Origin of the sequence: Citrobacter sp. RHBSTW-00887 (assembly GCF_013728095.1) — a bacterium.
Classification (GTDB): Bacteria; Pseudomonadota; Gammaproteobacteria; order Enterobacterales; family Enterobacteriaceae; genus Citrobacter; species Citrobacter braakii.
Map to the genome: position 1 here is coordinate 228206 of NZ_CP056267.1, position 19543 is coordinate 247748.

Annotated in this window: 15 protein-coding genes and 1 tRNA gene; 13 read left to right on the forward strand and 3 right to left on the reverse strand. The window is 52.1% G+C overall.

The window, feature by feature from the left end; all coding sequences use genetic code 11:
• Nucleotides 1–172: 172 nt before the first annotated feature.
• The 9 genes from eptB to HV314_RS01095 all read left to right on the forward strand — a co-directional run bounded on the left by eptB (nucleotide 173) and on the right by HV314_RS01095 (nucleotide 9748).
• Nucleotides 173–1867: a kdo(2)-lipid A phosphoethanolamine 7''-transferase gene (eptB, locus tag HV314_RS01055; RefSeq protein WP_016157716.1), complete on the forward strand. Its 1695-nt coding sequence runs from the start codon at nucleotides 173–175 to the stop codon at nucleotides 1865–1867.
• A gap of 91 nt (nucleotides 1868–1958) precedes the next feature.
• Nucleotides 1959–2035: transfer RNA gene (locus tag HV314_RS01060), tRNA-Pro, on the forward strand.
• A gap of 487 nt (nucleotides 2036–2522) precedes the next feature.
• On the forward strand, nucleotides 2523–2759 hold the full coding sequence (locus HV314_RS01065) for a hypothetical protein (RefSeq protein ID WP_137398959.1): 237 nt from the start codon (nucleotides 2523–2525) through the stop codon (nucleotides 2757–2759).
• Nucleotides 2674–4281 carry a dipeptide ABC transporter periplasmic-binding protein DppA gene (dppA, locus tag HV314_RS01070; protein ID WP_016154904.1) on the forward strand — a complete coding sequence of 536 codons (1608 nt, stop codon included), beginning with the start codon at nucleotides 2674–2676 and terminating at the stop codon, nucleotides 4279–4281. Before HV314_RS01065 ends, dppA begins: the two co-directional genes overlap by 86 nt.
• 161 nt (nucleotides 4282–4442) lie before the next feature.
• The gene (dppB, locus tag HV314_RS01075) at nucleotides 4443–5462 is read left to right on the forward strand and encodes a dipeptide ABC transporter permease DppB (protein ID WP_016154903.1); all 1020 of its coding nucleotides are present in this window, start codon (nucleotides 4443–4445) and stop codon (nucleotides 5460–5462) included.
• A gap of 9 nt (nucleotides 5463–5471) precedes the next feature.
• Complete coding sequence (dppC, locus tag HV314_RS01080; RefSeq protein ID WP_016154902.1) at nucleotides 5472–6374, forward strand: dipeptide ABC transporter permease DppC; 903 nt, start codon at nucleotides 5472–5474, stop codon at nucleotides 6372–6374.
• A gap of 10 nt (nucleotides 6375–6384) precedes the next feature.
• The gene (gene dppD / locus HV314_RS01085) at nucleotides 6385–7368 is read left to right on the forward strand and encodes a dipeptide ABC transporter ATP-binding protein (protein WP_016154901.1); all 984 of its coding nucleotides are present in this window, start codon (nucleotides 6385–6387) and stop codon (nucleotides 7366–7368) included.
• A complete protein-coding gene (gene dppF / locus HV314_RS01090; protein WP_181547125.1) occupies nucleotides 7365–8369 on the forward strand; it encodes a dipeptide ABC transporter ATP-binding subunit DppF in 1005 nt (334 codons plus the stop codon). The genes dppD and dppF overlap by 4 nt, the downstream gene beginning before the upstream one ends.
• A gap of 176 nt (nucleotides 8370–8545) precedes the next feature.
• Nucleotides 8546–9748 carry a sigma-54 interaction domain-containing protein gene (locus tag HV314_RS01095; RefSeq protein WP_181547127.1) on the forward strand — a complete coding sequence of 401 codons (1203 nt, stop codon included), beginning with the start codon at nucleotides 8546–8548 and terminating at the stop codon, nucleotides 9746–9748.
• Nucleotides 9749–9781: 33 nt separating this feature from the next.
• Here HV314_RS01095 and HV314_RS01100 read toward each other — a convergent pair whose 3' ends face one another.
• Complete coding sequence (locus HV314_RS01100; protein ID WP_181547129.1) at nucleotides 9782–11080, reverse strand: amino acid permease; 1299 nt, start codon at nucleotides 11078–11080, stop codon at nucleotides 9782–9784.
• 117 nt (nucleotides 11081–11197) lie between these two features.
• Nucleotides 11198–12394 carry a methionine gamma-lyase gene (gene megL / locus HV314_RS01105; protein WP_003023295.1) on the reverse strand — a complete coding sequence of 399 codons (1197 nt, stop codon included), beginning with the start codon at nucleotides 12392–12394 and terminating at the stop codon, nucleotides 11198–11200.
• A 425-nt stretch (nucleotides 12395–12819) separates the two neighbouring features.
• Here megL and HV314_RS01110 point away from each other — a divergent pair, with 425 nt between their 5' ends.
• The 4 genes from HV314_RS01110 (at nucleotide 12820) to HV314_RS01125 (ending at nucleotide 18322) form a co-directional block, all read left to right on the forward strand.
• Nucleotides 12820–12927, forward strand: a complete 108-nt coding sequence (locus tag HV314_RS01110; protein WP_016154898.1) for a type I toxin-antitoxin system toxin Ldr family protein — start codon at nucleotides 12820–12822, stop codon at nucleotides 12925–12927.
• A gap of 228 nt (nucleotides 12928–13155) precedes the next feature.
• Nucleotides 13156–15162 carry a biofilm formation regulator HmsP gene (gene hmsP, locus HV314_RS01115; protein WP_181547132.1) on the forward strand — a complete coding sequence of 669 codons (2007 nt, stop codon included), beginning with the start codon at nucleotides 13156–13158 and terminating at the stop codon, nucleotides 15160–15162.
• 157 nt (nucleotides 15163–15319) lie between these two features.
• Nucleotides 15320–16606 (forward strand): C4-dicarboxylate transporter DctC, encoded by a 1287-nt coding sequence (dctA, locus tag HV314_RS01120; RefSeq protein ID WP_003023301.1) that lies wholly within the window; start codon nucleotides 15320–15322, stop codon nucleotides 16604–16606.
• A gap of 222 nt (nucleotides 16607–16828) precedes the next feature.
• Nucleotides 16829–18322 (forward strand): M16 family metallopeptidase, encoded by a 1494-nt coding sequence (locus HV314_RS01125; RefSeq protein ID WP_016157710.1) that lies wholly within the window; start codon nucleotides 16829–16831, stop codon nucleotides 18320–18322.
• A gap of 64 nt (nucleotides 18323–18386) precedes the next feature.
• On the opposite strand, the gene HV314_RS01130 is transcribed toward HV314_RS01125, so the two are convergent.
• Nucleotides 18387–19316 (reverse strand): sugar kinase, encoded by a 930-nt coding sequence (locus HV314_RS01130; protein WP_181547134.1) that lies wholly within the window; start codon nucleotides 19314–19316, stop codon nucleotides 18387–18389.
• Nucleotides 19317–19543: the final 227 nt, after the last annotated feature.

Below are 19543 nucleotides of genomic sequence, written 5' to 3' on the forward strand. Positions count from 1 at the left end.
TACAAAAATTTATGCGCCATTTTCATTCTCTATAAGCACTTTTGCTCCTTCCTGTGGTCTACTTACCCGCGCCCGTAGACATTTCACCTCTGCTGTTGTCGCATTTTTCCTCTGTCAGGTCTGATTGATCGCTGCTCAGGGTTTTTTATCCCGATTTCCAGGGTTTGTTTGCATGAGATACATTAAGTCGATGACGCAGCAGAAACTCAGTTTCTTGCTGGCAATCTATATCGGTTTGTTTATGAACTGTGCTGTATTTTTCCGTCGCTTTAGCGGATATGCGCACGATTTTACCGTCTGGAAAGGACTCTCCGCGGTTGTTGAATTGGCCGGCACTGTGCTGGTGACTTTCTTTTTACTACGACTTCTCTCTTTGTTTGGCCGCCGCGCCTGGCGTGTCCTGGCAACCTGTTTGGTGCTGTGTTCTGCCGGCGCCAGTTATTATATGACCTTCCTGAACGTGGTAATTGGTTACGGTATTATCGCCTCCGTAATGACCACGGATATTGATTTATCGAAAGAAGTCGTCGGCTGGCATTTCATCGTGTGGCTGGTTTCGGTCAGTATTATTCCCTTGGTGCTGATTTGGAGTAACCGCTGCCGCTACACGTTGATGAGACAAATTCGTACACCGGGCATGAGGTGGCGTAGCGTAGCGGTAGTTTTACTGGCCGGCCTGATGGTGTGGGCGCCGATTCGCCTGCTGAGCATGCAACAGAGAAGCGTAGAGCGAGAAACAGGTATCGATTTACCCAGCTATGGCGGGGTTGTGGCGAACTCTTACTTGCCGTCAAACTGGCTCTCTGCGCTGGGTTTGTACGCCTGGGCACAGGTGGATGAATCCTCAGACAACAAATCGCTGATGAACCCGGCGAAGAAATTTACCTATGTTGAGCCTAAGAACCTCGACGACACCTATGTGGTCTTTATTATCGGCGAAACCACCCGCTGGGACCATATGGGGATTTTTGGCTATGAGCGAAATACCACGCCAAGGCTCGCCCAGGAGAAAAATCTGGCCGCGTTCCGTGGATATTCCTGTGACACGGCGACCAAGCTTTCGCTGCGCTGTATGTTTGTGCGTGAAGGTGGAGCGGAAGAAAACCCGCAGCGTACCCTGAAAGAACAAAACGTCTTTTCCGTGCTCGGTCAGTTAGGGTTCAAGACAGACCTCTACGCGATGCAAAGCGAGATGTGGTTCTACAGCAATACCATGGCGGAGAACATCGCTTACCGAGAGCAGATTGGCGCAGAGCCGCGTAACCGTGGCAAGAACGTTGACGATATGCTGTTGATTACCGAAATGCAGCAGTCTCTGCAACCGACGGATGATGATGGCAAACGTCTGATTATTCTGCATACCAAAGGTTCGCATTTTAACTACACGCAGCGCTACACCCGCGAATATGCGCAGTGGAAGCCGGAGTGTGTCAATGTGGATAGCGGTTGCTCGAAAGCCGAGATGATTAACTCTTTTGATAACTCGGTAACCTATGTTGATCACTTTATTACCAAAGTGTTTGATCAACTGCGGGATAAGAAAGCGATAGTGTTCTACGCCGCGGATCACGGTGAGTCGATTAACGAGCGTGAGCACCTGCACGGTACGCCGCGTAAAATGGCTCCGCCAGAGCAGTTCCGCGTTCCAATGCTGGTGTGGATGTCAGACAAATATCTGGAAGACCCAGACCATGCGAAGGCGTTTGCACACCTGAAGCAAGAAGCGGATATGAAGGTGCCGCGTCGTCATGTGGAACTGTACGACACTATTTTGGGTTGCCTCGGTTATACCTCGCCAAATGGCGGTATTAACGAGAATAACAACTGGTGCCGTATCCCGGACGCGAAGAAGGTTACGGCTCAGTAATTGGGCTGCTGACTTTCTCGCCGATCAAATGGCATTTTGATACTAAGGGATTGACGGGGGCGCGGCTGAGCAGTAAGATGCGCCCCGCATTCGGTGATTGGCGCAGCCTGGTAGCGCACTTCGTTCGGGACGAAGGGGTCGGAGGTTCGAATCCTCTATCACCGACCAAATTCAAAACCCTGCTCAACGAGCAGGGTTTTTTGCATTAGTGGCGAGTAATCCTCTCTCTCCGACCAAAATTGACCTTCCTTTTATCTGCAAAAATTGTGCACCACTTCCCACTGACTGTTAACGATTCTGTGACATATTCCATTGCCTTTTTTTATATTTGCTTGAAACTTTTTTTGCGCTACTTATGGCTGAACCTGGCATTTTCCGCTGTGCGCTTTAGCGTTCATGGCATTAATCGCTCAGATATGCAGCATTAATTTAGAAAGTTTTAATAATTTGCATAAATGTTAATCACCAAATGTTGCGAAATATGAAGATGTTTATTCTGGCATAGTGCGCGTAGCACAAATTTCCCTGCTGAAAATGTCCTTCTGCACTTTTTTTAATCTTTGTTTGCGAATTCTCACCGTTGGTGTAAATCACGGTTACCTGTATTGACGTTTTCACATTCTGTTGACAGATTGTAGGGCATGAGGGGCATTTCATGGAGAATCCGCACTGCAACTCAGTCGCTTATGTGAACGGAATCCCTATCCTCTTAACGCCGACCCGGCCGGGTAAAAAACAAAAAAGGCCAGGCGGTGCAAACCCACTGCAAAGGGTAAAACAACAAACATCACATTTGGAGCAGAAGAATGAGTATTTCCTTGAAGAAGTCAGGGATGCTGAAGCTTGGTCTGAGCCTGGTGGCTATGACCTGCGCCGCAAGCGTACAGGCTAAAACTCTGGTTTATTGTTCAGAAGGATCTCCTGAAGGCTTTAACCCACAGCTTTTCACCTCTGGCACGACCTATGATGCCAGCTCCGTACCGATCTATAACCGCCTGGTCGAGTTCAAAACCGGTACAACTGAAGTGATCCCGGGCCTTGCTGAGAAGTGGGAAATCAGCGAAGACGGTAAAACCTATACCTTCCACCTGCGCCAGGGCGTGAAGTGGCAGGACAACAAAGATTTCAAACCGACGCGCGATTTAAACGCCGATGACGTGGTGTTCTCTTTCGATCGTCAGAAAAATGCCCAGAACCCGTACCACAAAGTCTCTGGCGGTAGCTATGAATACTTCGAAGGGATGGGTCTGCCAGATCTGATCTCCGAAGTGAAAAAAGTGGACGATAAAACCGTTCAGTTCGTGCTGACTCGCCCGGAGGCGCCTTTCCTGGCTGACCTGGCGATGGACTTCGCTTCTATTCTTTCCAAAGAATATGCAGACAACATGCTGAAAGCCGGTTCCCCGGAGAAAGTGGATCTGAACCCAATTGGGACCGGTCCGTTCCAGCTGCAGCAGTACCAGAAAGACTCCCGTATTCTGTATAAAGCATTCGAAGGTTACTGGGGCACCAAGCCACAGATTGACCGTCTGGTCTTCTCCATTACGCCTGACGCTTCCGTGCGTTACGCCAAACTGCAGAAGAACGAGTGCCAGGTGATGCCGTACCCGAACCCGGCAGATATCGCGCGCATGAAGCAGGATAAAAACATTAACCTGATGGAGCAGGCCGGTCTGAACGTTGGCTACCTCTCTTTCAACACCGAGAAGAAACCGTTTGATGACGTGAAAGTCCGTCAGGCGCTGACCTACGCGGTGAACAAAGAAGCCATCATTAAAGCGGTATATCAGGGCGCTGGCGTTGCCGCGAAAAACCTGATCCCACCGACCATGTGGGGCTATAACGACGACGTTAAAGACTACACCTACGATCCTGAAAAGGCTAAAGCGCTGCTGAAGGAAGCGGGTCAGGATAAAGGCTTTACCGTTGAGCTTTGGGCCATGCCGGTACAGCGTCCTTACAACCCGAACGCCCGCCGTATGGCGGAAATGGTTCAGGCTGACTGGGCGAAAATTGGCGTTCAGGCCAAGATTGTGACCTACGAGTGGGGCGAATATCTGAAACGCGCCAAAGCGGGTGAGCATCAGGCGGTGATGATGGGTTGGACCGGTGACAACGGGGATCCGGACAACTTCTTCGCCACCCTGTTCAGCTGTGCGGCAGCGAAAGACGGTTCCAACTACTCTCGCTGGTGCTACAAGCCGTTTGAAGATCTGATCCAGCCGGCGCGTGCGACCGACGATCACAACAAACGTATTGAACTGTACAAGCAAGCTCAGGTTGTTATGCACGATCAGGCCCCGGCTCTGATTGTTGCTCACTCCACCGTGTATGAACCAGTGCGTAAAGAAGTGAAAGGCTATGTGGTTGATCCATTAGGCAAACATCACTTCGAAAACGTCTCTGTCGAATAATTAAAAGCAAGCCAGGCAGCGCTACGGACCGTTAAGTCGGGTCACCGTAGCGCCACCTGACAGTAATGCTTTATCTCCCTCTCGCTGGAGGGGGAGATAAGATTTGTGAGCAATACAGATTCACGGTTCCAGGCCGTGCGTCATTAGAGAGAATCCGGGTTATGTTGCAGTTCATTCTCCGACGTTTGGGACTCGTCATCCCCACGTTTATCGGTATCACTCTTCTCACCTTTGCTTTCGTTCATATGATCCCCGGCGATCCGGTAATGATCATGGCGGGTGAGCGTGGAATTTCCCCTGAGCGTCATGCTCAACTGTTGGCTGAACTCGGTCTGGATAAACCGATGTGGCAGCAGTACCTCCATTACATCTGGGGGGTTATGCATGGTGATTTAGGTATCTCGCTGAAAAGCCGATTACCGGTGTGGGAAGAGTTCGTTCCTCGCTTTAAAGCAACGCTGGAACTTGGCGTCTGCGCGATGATTTTCGCCGTTGCGGTGGGTATTCCGGTAGGTGTACTTGCTGCCGTTAAGCGCGGCTCCATTTTCGATCACACTGCCGTTGGCCTGGCGCTGACGGGTTACTCCATGCCGATTTTCTGGTGGGGCATGATGCTGATCATGCTGGTTTCCGTGCAGTGGAACCTGACGCCGGTTTCCGGTCGGGTGAGCGACATGGTGTTCCTTGATGATTCCAATCCCCTGACCGGTTTTATGCTGATTGACACCGCCATTTGGGGTGAAGAGGGCAACTTTATCGATGCGCTGGCGCATATGATCCTGCCGGCAATGGTGCTTGGCACCATTCCTCTGGCGGTAATTGTGCGTATGACTCGTTCATCAATGCTGGAAGTACTGGGTGAAGATTACATTCGTACCGCACGCGCCAAAGGCCTGACCCGTATGCGCGTCATCATCATTCACGCTCTGCGTAACGCGATGCTGCCCGTTGTGACCGTTATCGGCCTGCAGGTCGGTACGTTATTGGCTGGGGCGATCCTGACCGAGACTATTTTCTCGTGGCCGGGACTGGGACGCTGGTTGATCGATGCGCTACAACGCCGTGATTATCCAGTGGTACAGGGCGGGGTACTGCTGGTCGCGACGATGATTATCCTCGTCAACCTGCTGGTAGACCTGCTGTACGGCGTGGTGAACCCGCGTATTCGGCATAGGAAGTAAGGGGCCATCATGTCACAGGTTACTGAAAATAAAGTTATTGCTGCACCGGTGCCCATGACCCCGCTGCAGGAGTTCTGGCACTATTTTAAACGCAACAAAGGTGCGGTTGTTGGGCTGGTGTACGTTGTCGTGATGATCCTGATTGCGGTCTTTGCCAACGTCCTCGCGCCGTACAACCCGGCAGAGCAGTTCCGCGATACGCTGCTGGCTCCTCCTGCGTGGCAGGAAGGCGGTACCATGGCGCATCTGTTTGGTACTGATGATGTGGGCCGCGATGTGCTGTCCCGCCTGATGTACGGTGCGCGTCTGTCTCTGTTGGTCGGCTGTCTGGTGGTGGTACTCTCCCTGCTGATGGGCGTGATTCTCGGGCTGATTGCCGGTTACTTTGGCGGGATTGTCGATAACGTCATCATGCGTGTGGTCGATATCATGCTGGCACTGCCGAGCCTGTTACTGGCGCTGGTGCTGGTGGCGGTATTTGGGCCCTCGATTGGCAACGCCGCGCTGGCGCTGACGTTCGTGGCATTGCCGCACTATGTGCGTCTGACGCGCGCCGCCGTCCTGGTGGAGGTTAACCGCGACTACGTTACCGCATCCCGCGTGGCCGGAGCCGGTGCAATGCGCCAGATGTTCGTCAATATTCTTCCTAACTGTCTTGCGCCGCTGATTGTTCAGGCGTCGCTTGGCTTCTCTAACGCCATTCTCGATATGGCTGCCCTCGGCTTCCTGGGGATGGGCGCACAGCCGCCTACGCCGGAATGGGGCACCATGCTCTCTGACGTGTTGCAATTTGCTCAAAGTGCCTGGTGGGTCGTGACCTTCCCGGGGCTGGCAATCCTGCTGACGGTGCTGGCATTTAACCTGATGGGTGACGGTCTGCGTGACGCGCTCGATCCCAAACTGAAGCAGTAAGAGGTTCGAGATGGCGTTATTAAATGTAGATAAATTATCGGTGCACTTCGGCGATGTGGGGTCCGAATTCCGTGCCGTAGACCGCATTAGTTACAGCGTGAACCAGGGTGAAGTGGTTGGCATTGTAGGGGAGTCCGGCTCTGGTAAGTCCGTCAGCTCGCTGGCGATCATGGGATTGATTGACTACCCAGGCCGCGTTATGGCCGAAAATCTGGAGTTTAATGGTCGTGACCTGAAGCGCATCTCTGAGAAAGAGCGTCGCCAGTTAGTGGGCGCGGAAGTGGCGATGATCTTCCAGGACCCGATGACCAGCCTTAACCCGTGCTACACCGTCGGCTACCAGATTATGGAAGCCATTAAGGTGCACCAGGGCGGCAACAAAAAAACGCGTATTCAGCGGGCGATTGACCTGCTGACGCTGGTGGGGATCCCCGATCCGGCCTCGCGTCTGGATGTCTATCCGCACCAGTTGTCTGGTGGGATGAGCCAGCGCGTGATGATCGCGATGGCGATTGCCTGTCGTCCAAAGCTGTTGATTGCCGACGAACCGACAACGGCGCTGGATGTGACCATTCAGGCGCAGATCATCGAGCTACTGCTGGAATTGCAGCAAAAAGAGAACATGGCGCTGGTCCTAATCACGCACGACCTGGCGCTGGTGGCCGAAGCGGCGCACAAGATCATTGTGATGTACGCCGGGCAGGTAGTGGAAGCCGGGGCCGCGCAGGATATTTTTCGCGCGCCGCGTCATCCGTATACCCAGGCGTTGCTGCGCGCGTTGCCGGAGTTCGCTCAGGATAAAGCGCGTCTGGCTTCGTTGCCGGGCGTGGTGCCAGGTAAATATGACCGCCCGACCGGTTGTTTACTGAACCCGCGCTGCCCCTATGCGACTGACAAATGCCGCGCTGAAGAACCTGAACTGAACCTGCTGGAAGGCGGTCGTCAGTCGAAATGCCACTACCCACTTGATGATGCCGGGAGGCCTGGGCTATGAGTACGCAAAAGGCCGCTTTGCCACAGCCGCTGTTGCAGGCAATTGACCTGAAAAAACACTACCCGGTGAAGAAGGGGATGTTCGCCCCGGAACGCCTGGTGAAAGCGCTGGACGGCGTCACCTTTACGCTGGAACGCGGCAAAACGCTGGCGGTGGTAGGCGAGTCGGGCTGTGGGAAATCCACCCTTGGTCGCCTGCTGACGATGATTGAAGTCCCGACCGGCGGCGAGCTGTATTACCAGGGGCAGGATCTGCTTAAGCACGACCCGCAGGCGCAGAAGCTGCGCCGGCAGAAAATCCAGATTGTGTTCCAGAACCCTTACGGTTCCCTGAACCCGCGCAAGAAAGTAGGGCAGATTCTGGAAGAGCCGCTACTGATCAACTCCACGCTAAGTAAAGAGGAGCGTCGTGAAAAAGCGCTGGCGATGATGGCGAAAGTGGGGCTGAAAACCGAGCACTACGACCGCTATCCGCACATGTTCTCCGGCGGTCAGCGTCAGCGTATTGCCATCGCTCGCGGGCTGATGCTTGATCCAGATGTGGTGATTGCCGACGAACCGGTCTCGGCGCTGGACGTTTCTGTTCGTGCGCAGGTGCTGAATCTGATGATGGACTTGCAGCAGGAACTGGGGCTGTCATACGTCTTTATCTCGCATGACCTGTCGGTGGTAGAGCACATTGCCGATGAGGTGATGGTGATGTATTTAGGCCGTTGCGTGGAAAAAGGAACGAAGGATCAGATCTTCAATAATCCGCGTCATCCGTATACGCAGGCGCTGCTCTCTGCGACGCCGCGCCTGAACCCGGACGATCGCCGCGAGCGTATCAAGCTGACCGGTGAGCTGCCAAGCCCGCTGAATCCACCGCCGGGCTGTGCGTTCAATGCCCGCTGCCGTCGGCGTTTTGGTCCGTGTACCCAGCTTCAGCCGCAGCTGAAGGATTACGGTGGACAACTCGTGGCCTGTTTCGCTGTTGACCAGGATGAAAATCCACAGCAATAAACGTGGGTTATGACCTGATAACCGGAGCCTTGTGCTCCGGTTTTTTTATATTTTGTTTTTACGTCCACAATGTGAGTCCTCTGGCAGAACATTATTCCACAGCGTCTAAAATGTAGTCAGATTTCCTCTCGTCACAGAAATATCTATTTCGCAGTTGCTAACTGTCAGGAGCAAATGTGGTCACGATACGCTGGGATATTAAAACAATTGATCGTCTGTCGATGGTTGAGGATGTCCTGAAGGAATTTTCCTGCTGCGATATCAATATCATCTCTATGAAAGTCACGCCTGGACGGATCCTGATTAAATCCTGGTGCCGCCAGTTACAGGATATTTCCTGCGTGCAATCCTGTTTAGGCCGGCGCGCCGATATTATTAACGTCGCTTACCTGTGTGAAGAGATAAGCGAACTGTCGACGCCTGAGCCGGAACGCCCGCGCTATTTCTCTGACATTATTTGTAGCAGCCAGAGCATGCACTCGCTTATCGAAAAGGCGATAAAAATTGCCGACAGCAAATATACCGTTTTGATCCGCGGCGATACGGGTACTGGCAAAGAACTTCTGGCCCGGGCTATCCATAATTCCGGGCAGCGACGTTTTTATCCGTTTATTCCGGTCAACTGCTCTGCGCTACCTGAGTCGTTGATGGAGAGTGAATTCTTTGGCTATGAGAAAGGGGCTTTTAGCGGTGCAGATTGTAAAGGCAAAAAAGGGCTGTTTGAAATGGCCGATAAAGGCACCCTTTTTCTCGATGAATTTGGTGAAATGTCGCTTAGCTTACAGGCTAAATTACTGCGCGTACTTCAGGATGGCGGGATCCGTCGCGTTGGCGGGGCGCAAATTATTCCGGTCAATGTGCGCATTATTGTGGCAACCAACGCCAATCTGGAAGAGATGGTGGAACAACGTCTGCTGCGCGCCGATCTCTATTACCGCATCAATGTACTTTCACTGACAATTCCGCCCCTGCGGGAGCGCCCGCAGGATATCAGCCTATTGATTCGCCACTTTGTGCAGAAATACGCGAAGGAATTCCAGCGACGGATCATTCTGGATAAGGCCTGCTTTGATGCCCTGCATCATCACACCTGGCCGGGAAACGTTCGCGAACTGGAAAATACCATCATTCGCCTGATGCTGATGGCGGAGTCCGATGTCATTACGCGGGAAGAATTAGGGATGGTGAATTTGCCTGCTGTTGAGCTGACGCCGACAGAGCGTCCTTTTAAAGAACAGGTTTTGTGTGCTGAACGCCAGCTAATTGAACAGATGGTGGAAGAGAATGTGTCGTCGCGGCATATCGCTAAAGCGCTGGGGGTGTCACATACCACGGTACTGAATAAAATTCGCAGCTATCAACTGGTGAGTGTGAGTTAAGCGCCGTCAGTGACTGACGGCGCTGTAAACGGATTATTCAATCAGCTTCAATAGTGGCGACAGGCACAGCAGGATCCCGTACAACAGGATTAGCCAGGTTTTCAGCCCGCGTAGTTTTTCCAGTTGCGTTACTTTATAGATCAGGAAAAACGGAATAATACACGACACAATCCCGTAAAGTGGGCTACCCAACTGGAAGAACACCAGTACCGATACACGAAATGACACCCAGATCACCAGGGTGATAACAATAAAGGTGCAAATACCCAGCGTAAGCACCAGGGGATTAATTTTCTCCACATCAATAATACGGCTCAGAACATTAAGGATAATACCCTTAATCGCCTCATGGAACCCCAGATAAATACCAAAGAATGCGGTTAATACGGCGAAGATATTTAACACCGTTGAGGTGATATGAATAATTTGCCCAGGAATGACTTGCGCTGCCAGCGCCAGTGCGGAAATATTTTGTTCGAAGGCTGAAACGGCCTCTTCATGACTAATAGAAAAGGTAAAAGAGAATGAGAAAAACAGAATGACCGCAATCAGCGTAATGTAACTGATGCGATGCGTGCGTATTGCCATGCGGGTGGCCAGAACCCGGTCCGCTACCCGCTTGCGGTAGGCGATGTTCATTGGGTTCAACACCTGAATAAACACCGCCGAGAAGAAGCAGAACGGGATGGTCAGCAGCACGTCGCGAAAGAAGACCGATGCTTCAGGGAATGCGCTGATATTAGAGAAGTTCCAGTGCGGAACCATCGCAAAACCAAACACGATGATGATCCCCACTTTGACTACCACCATCGGGCCGGAGATTTTAAACAGCAGCTTTTCTCCCCCGGAAGCAATGGCCACCAGCACGGCAAAAATGGCCACTTTATAGATTATCGATTGTGAAAGATCGGCATCGGTTAAACCGAAGGTTTTGATATATGAGGCACTGTCAAAAACCACGGATAAGGAATAGATAAATATGCCGTGAATAATCATCAAAAAATAGATGACGCCAAGAAATACACCCCAGTTTTTTCCCAGGTAATGACTGATAATATCGGTATAGTCATTACAAGTTTCACTTTCTGATAATGTTTTTAAATAAATATCCTGCACAATATAGGTTGCTGGATAGGCAATAATAAAGGCAACGATAAATACCCAAATGCCTGTTAAGCCTATTTGTACCGGCATCAGTACCGTTCCGGCACCAATTGCCATACCGATACACAGTAATACCCAGCCAAAGTCATATTTCGTAAACGGTATTTTCTTTGAGAATGGTACGGTGGTTGCTGTATTGTTGCTTAGTTGTAATGTATCGTCCTGCATAGAACCCCCTGCCCAAAATACGCGCGCTCCCCGAAACAGGATTGCGCGTATTACCAGACTGTTTTGCCTTGATTCTCAACAACCTGAACCGATCGGCGTCGGTTCAGGTCATAATGGTCAGAATGTTGCCTTTCTGATGGCGTGTTCAAGGTCGTTAATAATATCTTCTGGATCTTCAAGACCTACAGAAAGACGGATAAGCCCGTCGGTAATACCTGCTTTAAGCCGTTCCTCTGGCGCAACGGGCGAATGTGTCATAGACGCTGGGTGCTGAATGAGGGTTTCGGTATCACCGAGACTGACCGCGAGGAGGCACAATTCTACAGAATTGATCATCCGTCTGCCAGCCTCGAGGCCGCCGGCGATTTCGAAGCTGATAATTCCTCCAGGCAGGCTCATCTGTCGCTGGCCCAGCTCATACTGCGGGTGTGAAGACAAGCCAGGATAATAAACGCGGGTAATGGACGGATGCCCTTCGAGGAAGCGGGCGATTTTCAATGCGTTTTCACAGTGGCGTTCCATACGAATCCCCAGTGTTTTAACGCCGCGTAGCGTCAACCACGCGTTGAAAGGACTCATGCAGCCGCCGGTGATATCTTTCAGACCAACAAACCGCGCCTGGTCAATAAACTCCTGCTTACCAACAATGATGCCGCCAATCACGTCTCCGTGACCGTTGATATATTTAGTGACGCTGTGTACCACAATATCCGCGCCTAGCTGTAAAGGCTGCTGGCAGTACGGTGACATAAAGGTGTTATCCACCACCAGCAATGCGCCTTGTTGATGGGCGATACCGGCTACTGTTTCAATGTCGACCAGCGACAGCGTCGGGTTAGCGGGCGTTTCGATATACACTACTTTGGTTTCCGGGCGCATGGCGGCGCGGATTTCTTCAGGCTTTGCCGCATCGACGAAGCTGACGTTAATCCCAAACTTCGGCATGCTGTGCGACAAAAACGCGTGGGTGCAGCCGTAAATCGCGCTGGCGGAAACGATATGGTCGCCCTGCTGGCACAACGTCAGCAGCGTGGTGGTGATGGCAGAAATACCGGATGCGGTTGCCAGCCCGGCTTCACCTCTTTCCAGTACCGCCAGCTTTTTCTCCAGCGCATCGGTGGTGGGGTTACCCAAACGGGTGTAAATGTACCCGGACTCCTCGAGCGCAAAGCGGGCGGCACCTTGTTCGGCGCTGTCAAAAACAAACGTTGAAGTCTGGAAAATAGGCGTACTGAGCGCGCCTGTAGAAGGGTCGGGTTGTTGCCCCGCGTGAACGATCTGGGTGTTGAATCCGTAAGTACGACAGTCAGACATGATATCTCCTTTGATTCGGAACAGAACAGCTCACAGTCAAATAGCAATCGCTGTGCCAGAAAATGAAATTATAGATATCAATGAGATATGTCTTTTTCTGTATTGAAGAGCGGCAGGAATGTTGCCAACTGGCAAGAATCTTTCCAGCGTAATGGTGAGAAAACAGGTGAAATGCGAGGCGCTACGCAGAGCCGTGTATTGCGCAGTGATATGGCAAGTGGGCTACCGTAGAATCAGCGGCAAGCCGGGAATTCCCGGTGAGGCGCAATGTTGCGGGGGCTTGATCCCCGGCGGCATCGGTTGCTGGAAAGAGAAAACCCCCGCACGTTGTTCGGTATAAACCTGGCAACAAAACGGGGGCTAACTTGAACCTGAACAACTCAAGAATAGCCGTGAACAGTTGCCATTGCAACACAGGCGGCTATATGACGCTCGCACAGTTAGGCGTGGCCTTCTGGCACGATTTAGCGGCTCCGATCATCGCTGGCATTATTGCCAGCCTGATTGTGAGCTGGCTGCGTAACAGGAAGTAAGGCACCTTGCGGGCGTCTGTCTGCCGTGATGGCAACATGCGCCCGAACCAGGCCGCAGGGGGGGGAACCTTGCGGCCTTTTTCGGCTTAAATGCAGATAAATCTCGTCGCCAGGTGCCTATCCTGTCGGGATAATGCATGCTGGGAAGTTTTCAGATACCGCCTCTCTTAATACCGCTACGATCGGGTATACTCTGACGGCAGTTTCGTCTATCCGTGGAGAGTCAGTTTGCGTGTCAGTCGCTCGTTAACAATTAAGCAGATGGCAATGGTTGCGGCTGTTGTCATGGTGTTTGTGTTTATTTTTTGCACCGTTTTGTTGTTCCATCTGGTCCAGCAGAATCGCTACAACACGGCTACGCAACTGGAAAGTATCGCTCGCTCCGTCCGTGAGCCTCTGTCGGGCACGATCCTGAAAGGGGATATTCCCGAAGCAGAAGCTATTTTAAGAAGTATTCGACCAGCAGGCGTGGTCAGCCGCGCCGATGTGGTGCTTCCCAATCAGTTTCAGGCGCTGCGGATGAGCTTTATTCCTGAACGCCCGGTTCCGGTTACGGTGACTCGGCTGTTTGAACTTCCGGTACAAATTTCGCTGCCGGTCTATTCTCTTGAGCGTTCAGCGAATCCGCAACCGCTGGCGTATCTGGTGCTGCAGGCGGATTCGTACCGTATGTACAAGTTCGTGATGAGTACGCTCTCCACGTTAGTGACCATTTACTTACTTCTCTCGTTAATACTCACGGTAGCCATCTCATGGTGTATCAACAGATTGATTTTGCATCCATTACGTAAAATAGCGCGTGAGCTGAACGACATTCCCCAGCAGGATCTGATTGGCTATCAGCTGGCATTGCCGCGTCTGCATCAGGACGACGAGATTGGCCTGCTGGTGCGTAGCTATAACCTCAATCAGCAACTGATTCAGCGCCGCAGTGAAGAGCAAAGCGACCATTCAATGCGATTCCCGGTTTCTGAGCTGCCCAACAAGTCGTTTCTGATGGCGCTGCTGGAGCAGGTTGTGAACCGCCAGCAGACAACGGCTTTGATGATTGTCACCTGCGAAACCCTGCGTGACACCGCGGGTGTGTTATCCGAGACCCAGCGGGAAATCCTGCTGCTTACGCTGGTTGAAAAGCTGAAGTCAGTATTGGCCCCCAGAATGGTGCTTACCCAGGTGAGCGGCTATGACTTTGCCATCATCGCACATGGTGTGAAAGAACCCTGGCACGCTATTACGCTAGGTCAGCAAGTACTCACTATCGTTAACGAGCGATTACCGATTCAGGGCATTCAACTTCGTCCAACCTGCAACATTGGGGTGGCGATGTTTAATGGCGATTTGACCGCAGAACAGCTTTACCACCGCGCACTCTCAGCCGTGTTAACGTCGCGTCACAAGGGTAAAAACCGGATTCAGTTCTTTGACCCGTTGCAGATGGAAGAGGCGCAACAGCGTTTGACGGAAGAGAACAATATTCTTACCGCGCTGGATAACCATCAGTTTGCGCTCTGGATGCAGCCGCAGGTGGAGATGTCCAGCGGTAAGGTATTGAGCGCAGAAGCATTATTGCGAATGCAGCAGCCAGACGGAAGCTGGGAGTTGCCAGAAGGGTTAATCGACAGGATTGAGTCCTGTGGCCTGATGGTGACGGTCGGTTACTGGGTGCTGGAGGAGACATGCCGCCAGCTGTCAGCCTGGCAGGAACGCGGCCTGATGCTGCCGCTCTCGGTGAACCTGTCTGCGCTACAGCTGATGCATCCGAGTATGGTGTCGGATCTGCTGGAATTGCTAAACCGCTATCGCATCAAGCCTGGGACGTTGATTCTGGAAGTGACCGAAAGCCGGCACATTGATGATCCTAATGCCGCTGTGGCTATTTTACGCCCGCTGCGCAACGCGGGCGTGCGTATCGCGCTGGACGATTTTGGTATGGGGTATGCGGGTCTGCGACAACTGCAGCACATGAAGTCGCTCCCGGTGGATGTACTCAAAATCGATAAGATGTTTGTCGATGGCGTCCCTGAAGATTGCAGCATGATCTCCGCCATCATTCAGTTGGCGCATAGCCTCAATTTGCAGATGATCGCTGAGGGCGTCGAAACCGAAGCGCAACGCGAATGGTTATCACAAGCGGGGGTAGAAGTGGCACAAGGGTTCCTGTTTGCCCGGCCGGTTCCGGCGAATATCTTCGAAGAACGTTATCTGACGCCGAAAAACGCTGATTACAAAAGTTAAAAAAGGTCTCGCTTGTGCGAGCTAGCTCAAAATTTTTAACATTTCTGTATCAATTATGATCCAGGCGCATTTCTGTCATGTTGTGTGGGTGTTACTTTAAGGCCGCAGGTTAAACAAAACCTTACAAGACCTGTGGTTTTTACTTTAAGGACACCCTATGAAAACCTCTATATTCAAAAGCCTTTACTTTCAGGTCCTGACAGCAATTGCCATAGGTATCCTCCTTGGCCATTACTACCCTGAATTAGGCGCCCAAATGAAGCCACTTGGTGATGCTTTCGTGAAGCTCATCAAAATGGTCATCGCACCTGTCATCTTCTGTACTGTCGTGACCGGCATTGCAGGCATGGAAAGTATGAAAGCCGTAGGCCGCACCGGTGCGGTTGCACTGCTTTATTTTGAAATTGTCAGTACGATTGCGCTGATCATCGGCCTTATCATCGTCAACGTGGTGCAACCCGGTGCCGGTATGAACGTCGATCCGGCGACGCTGGATGCCAAAGCGGTTGCGATTTACGCCGAACAGGCAAAAGACCAGGGGATCGTAGGCTTCCTGATGGATATTATCCCGGGTAGCGTCATTGGCGCGTTCGCCAGTGGCAACATCCTGCAGGTATTGCTGTTTGCGGTTATGTTTGGTTTTGCGCTGCATCGTTTAGGTAGCAAAGGCCAGATGATTTTCAACGTGATTGAAAGCTTCTCGCAGGTTATTTTTGGCATCATCAACATGATCATGCGCCTGGCGCCGATCGGTGCTTTCGGTGCCATGGCCTTTACCATCGGTAAATATGGCGTCGGGACGCTGGTGCAGTTGGGTCAGTTGATCATCTGTTTCTACATTACCTGTATTCTGTTTGTGGTTGTGGTGTTGGGCTCGATTGCGCGCGCAACCGGCTTCAGCATTTTCAAATTCATCCGTTATATCCGTGAAGAACTGCTGATCGTGCTGGGTACCTCTTCTTCCGAGTCCGCGCTGCCGCGTATGCTCGATAAGATGGAAAAACTGGGCTGTCGCAAGTCGGTTGTCGGGTTGGTTATACCCACGGGCTACTCGTTTAACCTTGATGGGACATCAATCTATCTGACGATGGCGGCGGTATTTATCGCTCAGGCCACCAACAGCCATATGGATATCTTCCATCAGATAACCCTGCTGGTGGTGCTCCTGCTCTCTTCAAAAGGTGCTGCGGGTGTGACCGGGAGTGGCTTCATTGTTCTGGCCGCGACTATCTCCGCTGTGGGCCATTTACCGGTTGCTGGTCTGGCGCTGATTCTCGGTATTGACCGCTTTATGTCTGAAGCCCGTGCGCTGACTAACCTGGTCGGTAACGGTGTGGCAACTGTTGTAGTAGCGAAATGGGTGAAAGAACTGGACCATAAAAAGCTGGATGATGTGCTGAATAATCGTGCGCCGGATGGCAAAACGCACGAAATATCCTCTTAATCTCTCCACTTATGCCCGTAGTCCCTTCCAGGACTGCGGGCGTTTGCGCATAATTAACCCCTGTGCCTGAAACCGCCGATTCGGCGGCGTCGGGATTTTTTCACTTCCTCCGTGACATTTTTATGTTCTTGCGGTCTAACACGAAGTGTTTTTAACGTCATATTCAGAGAGTCCTCTCGCGGGCTGTCTTTTTATTTCCAGGATAGTTGATCAGGGGTTCACATGCAGGGCACAAAAATTCGACTTTTAGCGGGCGGCTTGCTGATGATGGCCACTGCCGGCTATGTGCAGGCAGATGCGCTCCAGCCTGACCCGGCGTGGCAACAGGGCACGCTGGCAAATGGGTTACAGTGGCAAGTTTTAGCCACTCCCCAGCGCCCCAGCGACCGTATTGAGGTTCGCCTGCTGGTCAATACCGGTTCACTCACCGAAAGTACACAACAGAGTGGTTTCAGCCATGCGATCCCGCGTATCGCGCTGACGCAAAGCGGTGGCCTCGATGCTACGCAAGCCCGTTCTCTGTGGCAGCAGGGGTTCGATCCCAGTCGTCCTATGCCGCCCGTTATCGTTTCCTATGATTCCACGCTATATAACCTCAGTCTGCCTAACAGCCGTAACGATCTGCTGAAAGAGTCACTTTCTTATCTGGCGAATATTTCCGGTAATCTGAGCATCACCCCTGAATCGGTCAATCATGCGCTGAGTAGCGAAGATATGGTTGCAACCTGGCCGTCAGATACCAAAGAGGGATGGTGGCGCTATCGTCTGAAGGGATCGACGCTGCTGGGTCACGATCCTGCCGATCCGCTGAAAACGCCTGTTGATGCGACGAAAATCCAGTCCTTCTACCAGAAATGGTATACCCCGGATGCGATGACGCTGATTATCGTCGGTAACGTAGATGCGCGCAGCGTGGCTGATCAAATCAATAAAACCTTCGGCGAATTAAAAGGTAAACGCGAAACCCCTGCGCCGGTACCCACGCTCTCTCCGCTGCGTGCAGAGGCCGTAAGCATAATGACCGATGCGGTACGTCAGGATCGCCTGTCTATTATGTGGGATACGCCGTGGCAGCCGATCCGTGAATCTGCCGCGCTGTTACGTTACTGGCGCGCTGATTTAGCCCGTGAAGCGTTGTTCTGGCACATTCAGCAGGAGCTCACCAAAAACAATGCCAAAGACATTGGCCTTGGCTTTGACTGTCGGGTGCTGTTCCTGCGCGCGCAATGTGCCATTAACGTTGAATCACCGAACGGTAAGCTGAACGCGAACCTCAGCACGGTTGCGCGTGAGCTGGCCAAAGTGCGCGATAAGGGGCTGCCGGAAGAAGAGTTTAATGCGCTGGTGGCGCAAAAGAATCTGGAACTGCAGAAGCTGTTTGCCACCTATGGCCGCACCGATACCGATATTTTGATCAGCCAGCGTTTGCGCTCGCTGCAAAACCAGGTCGTAGATATTGCGCCTGAACAGTATCAGCGTTTACGTCAGAGCTTCTTGAACAACCTGAGTGTTGAGATGCTGAATCAGGACCTGCGTCAGCAACTGTCGCAAGATATGGCGTTAATTCTGTTGCAGCCGAAGGGTGAACCTGAATTCAATATGAAGGATCTGCAGGCGACGTGGGATAGCATTATGGCGCCGGTTACCGCCGCGGCAACGTCGGTAGAAACGGATGAATCACATCCCGAAGTGACGGACATCCCGCCGGTGCAATAAGGGAATCGTGACCTGCAGGCCGGACGCGACGTTAACGTCTAATCAGGCCTGCCAGAACGCCAGATTACTGCGGCATGGCGTCGCGAGGAATAATCGCCCCGCGATGCTGAATAACGGTGCTTGCCGTCAGGTGCCCGCGTTTTGCGGCATCAGCGGCATCGCCACCGGTCAGACGTACCGCCAGATACCCGGCGCTGAAGGAGTCTCCCGCAGCGGTTGTATCGATAACCTTCTCTTTCGATAGTTTTATGGCCGGAACGTCGATGAGTTCTTCGCCTGCGATGGAAACCAGGCAAGAATCTGCACCGCGTTTCACAACCACTTCCTGTACGCCAGCCGCGTGAGTACGGGCAATCACCTCGGCAACCGGTTTTTCACCCCACAGCGCGTCTTCATCATCCAGCGTCAGGAACGCGATATCGGTGCATTCCAGCATCTGCTGATACACCTGCTGGGTCTCTTCTTTACTGCTCCACAGACGTGGGCGGTAGTTATTGTCAAAAATGACCTTTCCACCGTTGGCGCGGCATTCTTGCAGCAGCGACAGCAGCTTGTCACGACTTGCCGGGCTTAAAATAGCCAGGCTGATTCCGCTCAGATACAGATAGTCAAATGTCGCCAGTTCTTCGCAAATAGCGGCGGACTGTTCGCTCTCAAGCCAGAATTTAGCAGCGGCTTCATTACGCCAGTAATAGAAGGTGCGCTCGCCGGTGCTATCGGTTTCAATGTAATAGAGGCCCGGCAGACGGTTTTCCATGCGTTGGGTTAATGAGGTATCCACATTTTCGCTCTGCCAGGATTCCAGCATTTGTTGGCTAAAACTGTCGGTACCCAGCGCAGTCACATAGTGTACGGAAAGTGCCGCAGCATCGACCTGACGGGCAATATAAACGGATGTATTCAACGTGTCGCCACCGAATCCGCGCTGAACGTCAGCGCCTTTCTGTGACAGCTCAATCATGCATTCGCCAATCACGGCAATCTTTCTGGACATAGTCGTAACCTGCTCTGAAAAAAATTAGCGTTAGTGTGCGCTGTGGGTGTTAAGTGGTCAACTATATTAAAACATCGTTCCATTATTTTTTTGAGCCAGCACGTGTTCTGCGTCGTTTTTTGCCGCTTAGTTTCTATTTTGCGTAGGGCTGAACGTAAAGTTCTTCGCCTGAGCGCCGATAACCTTTGACGAGTCCGGTCAGTCACACTCTTATTTACAGGACATCT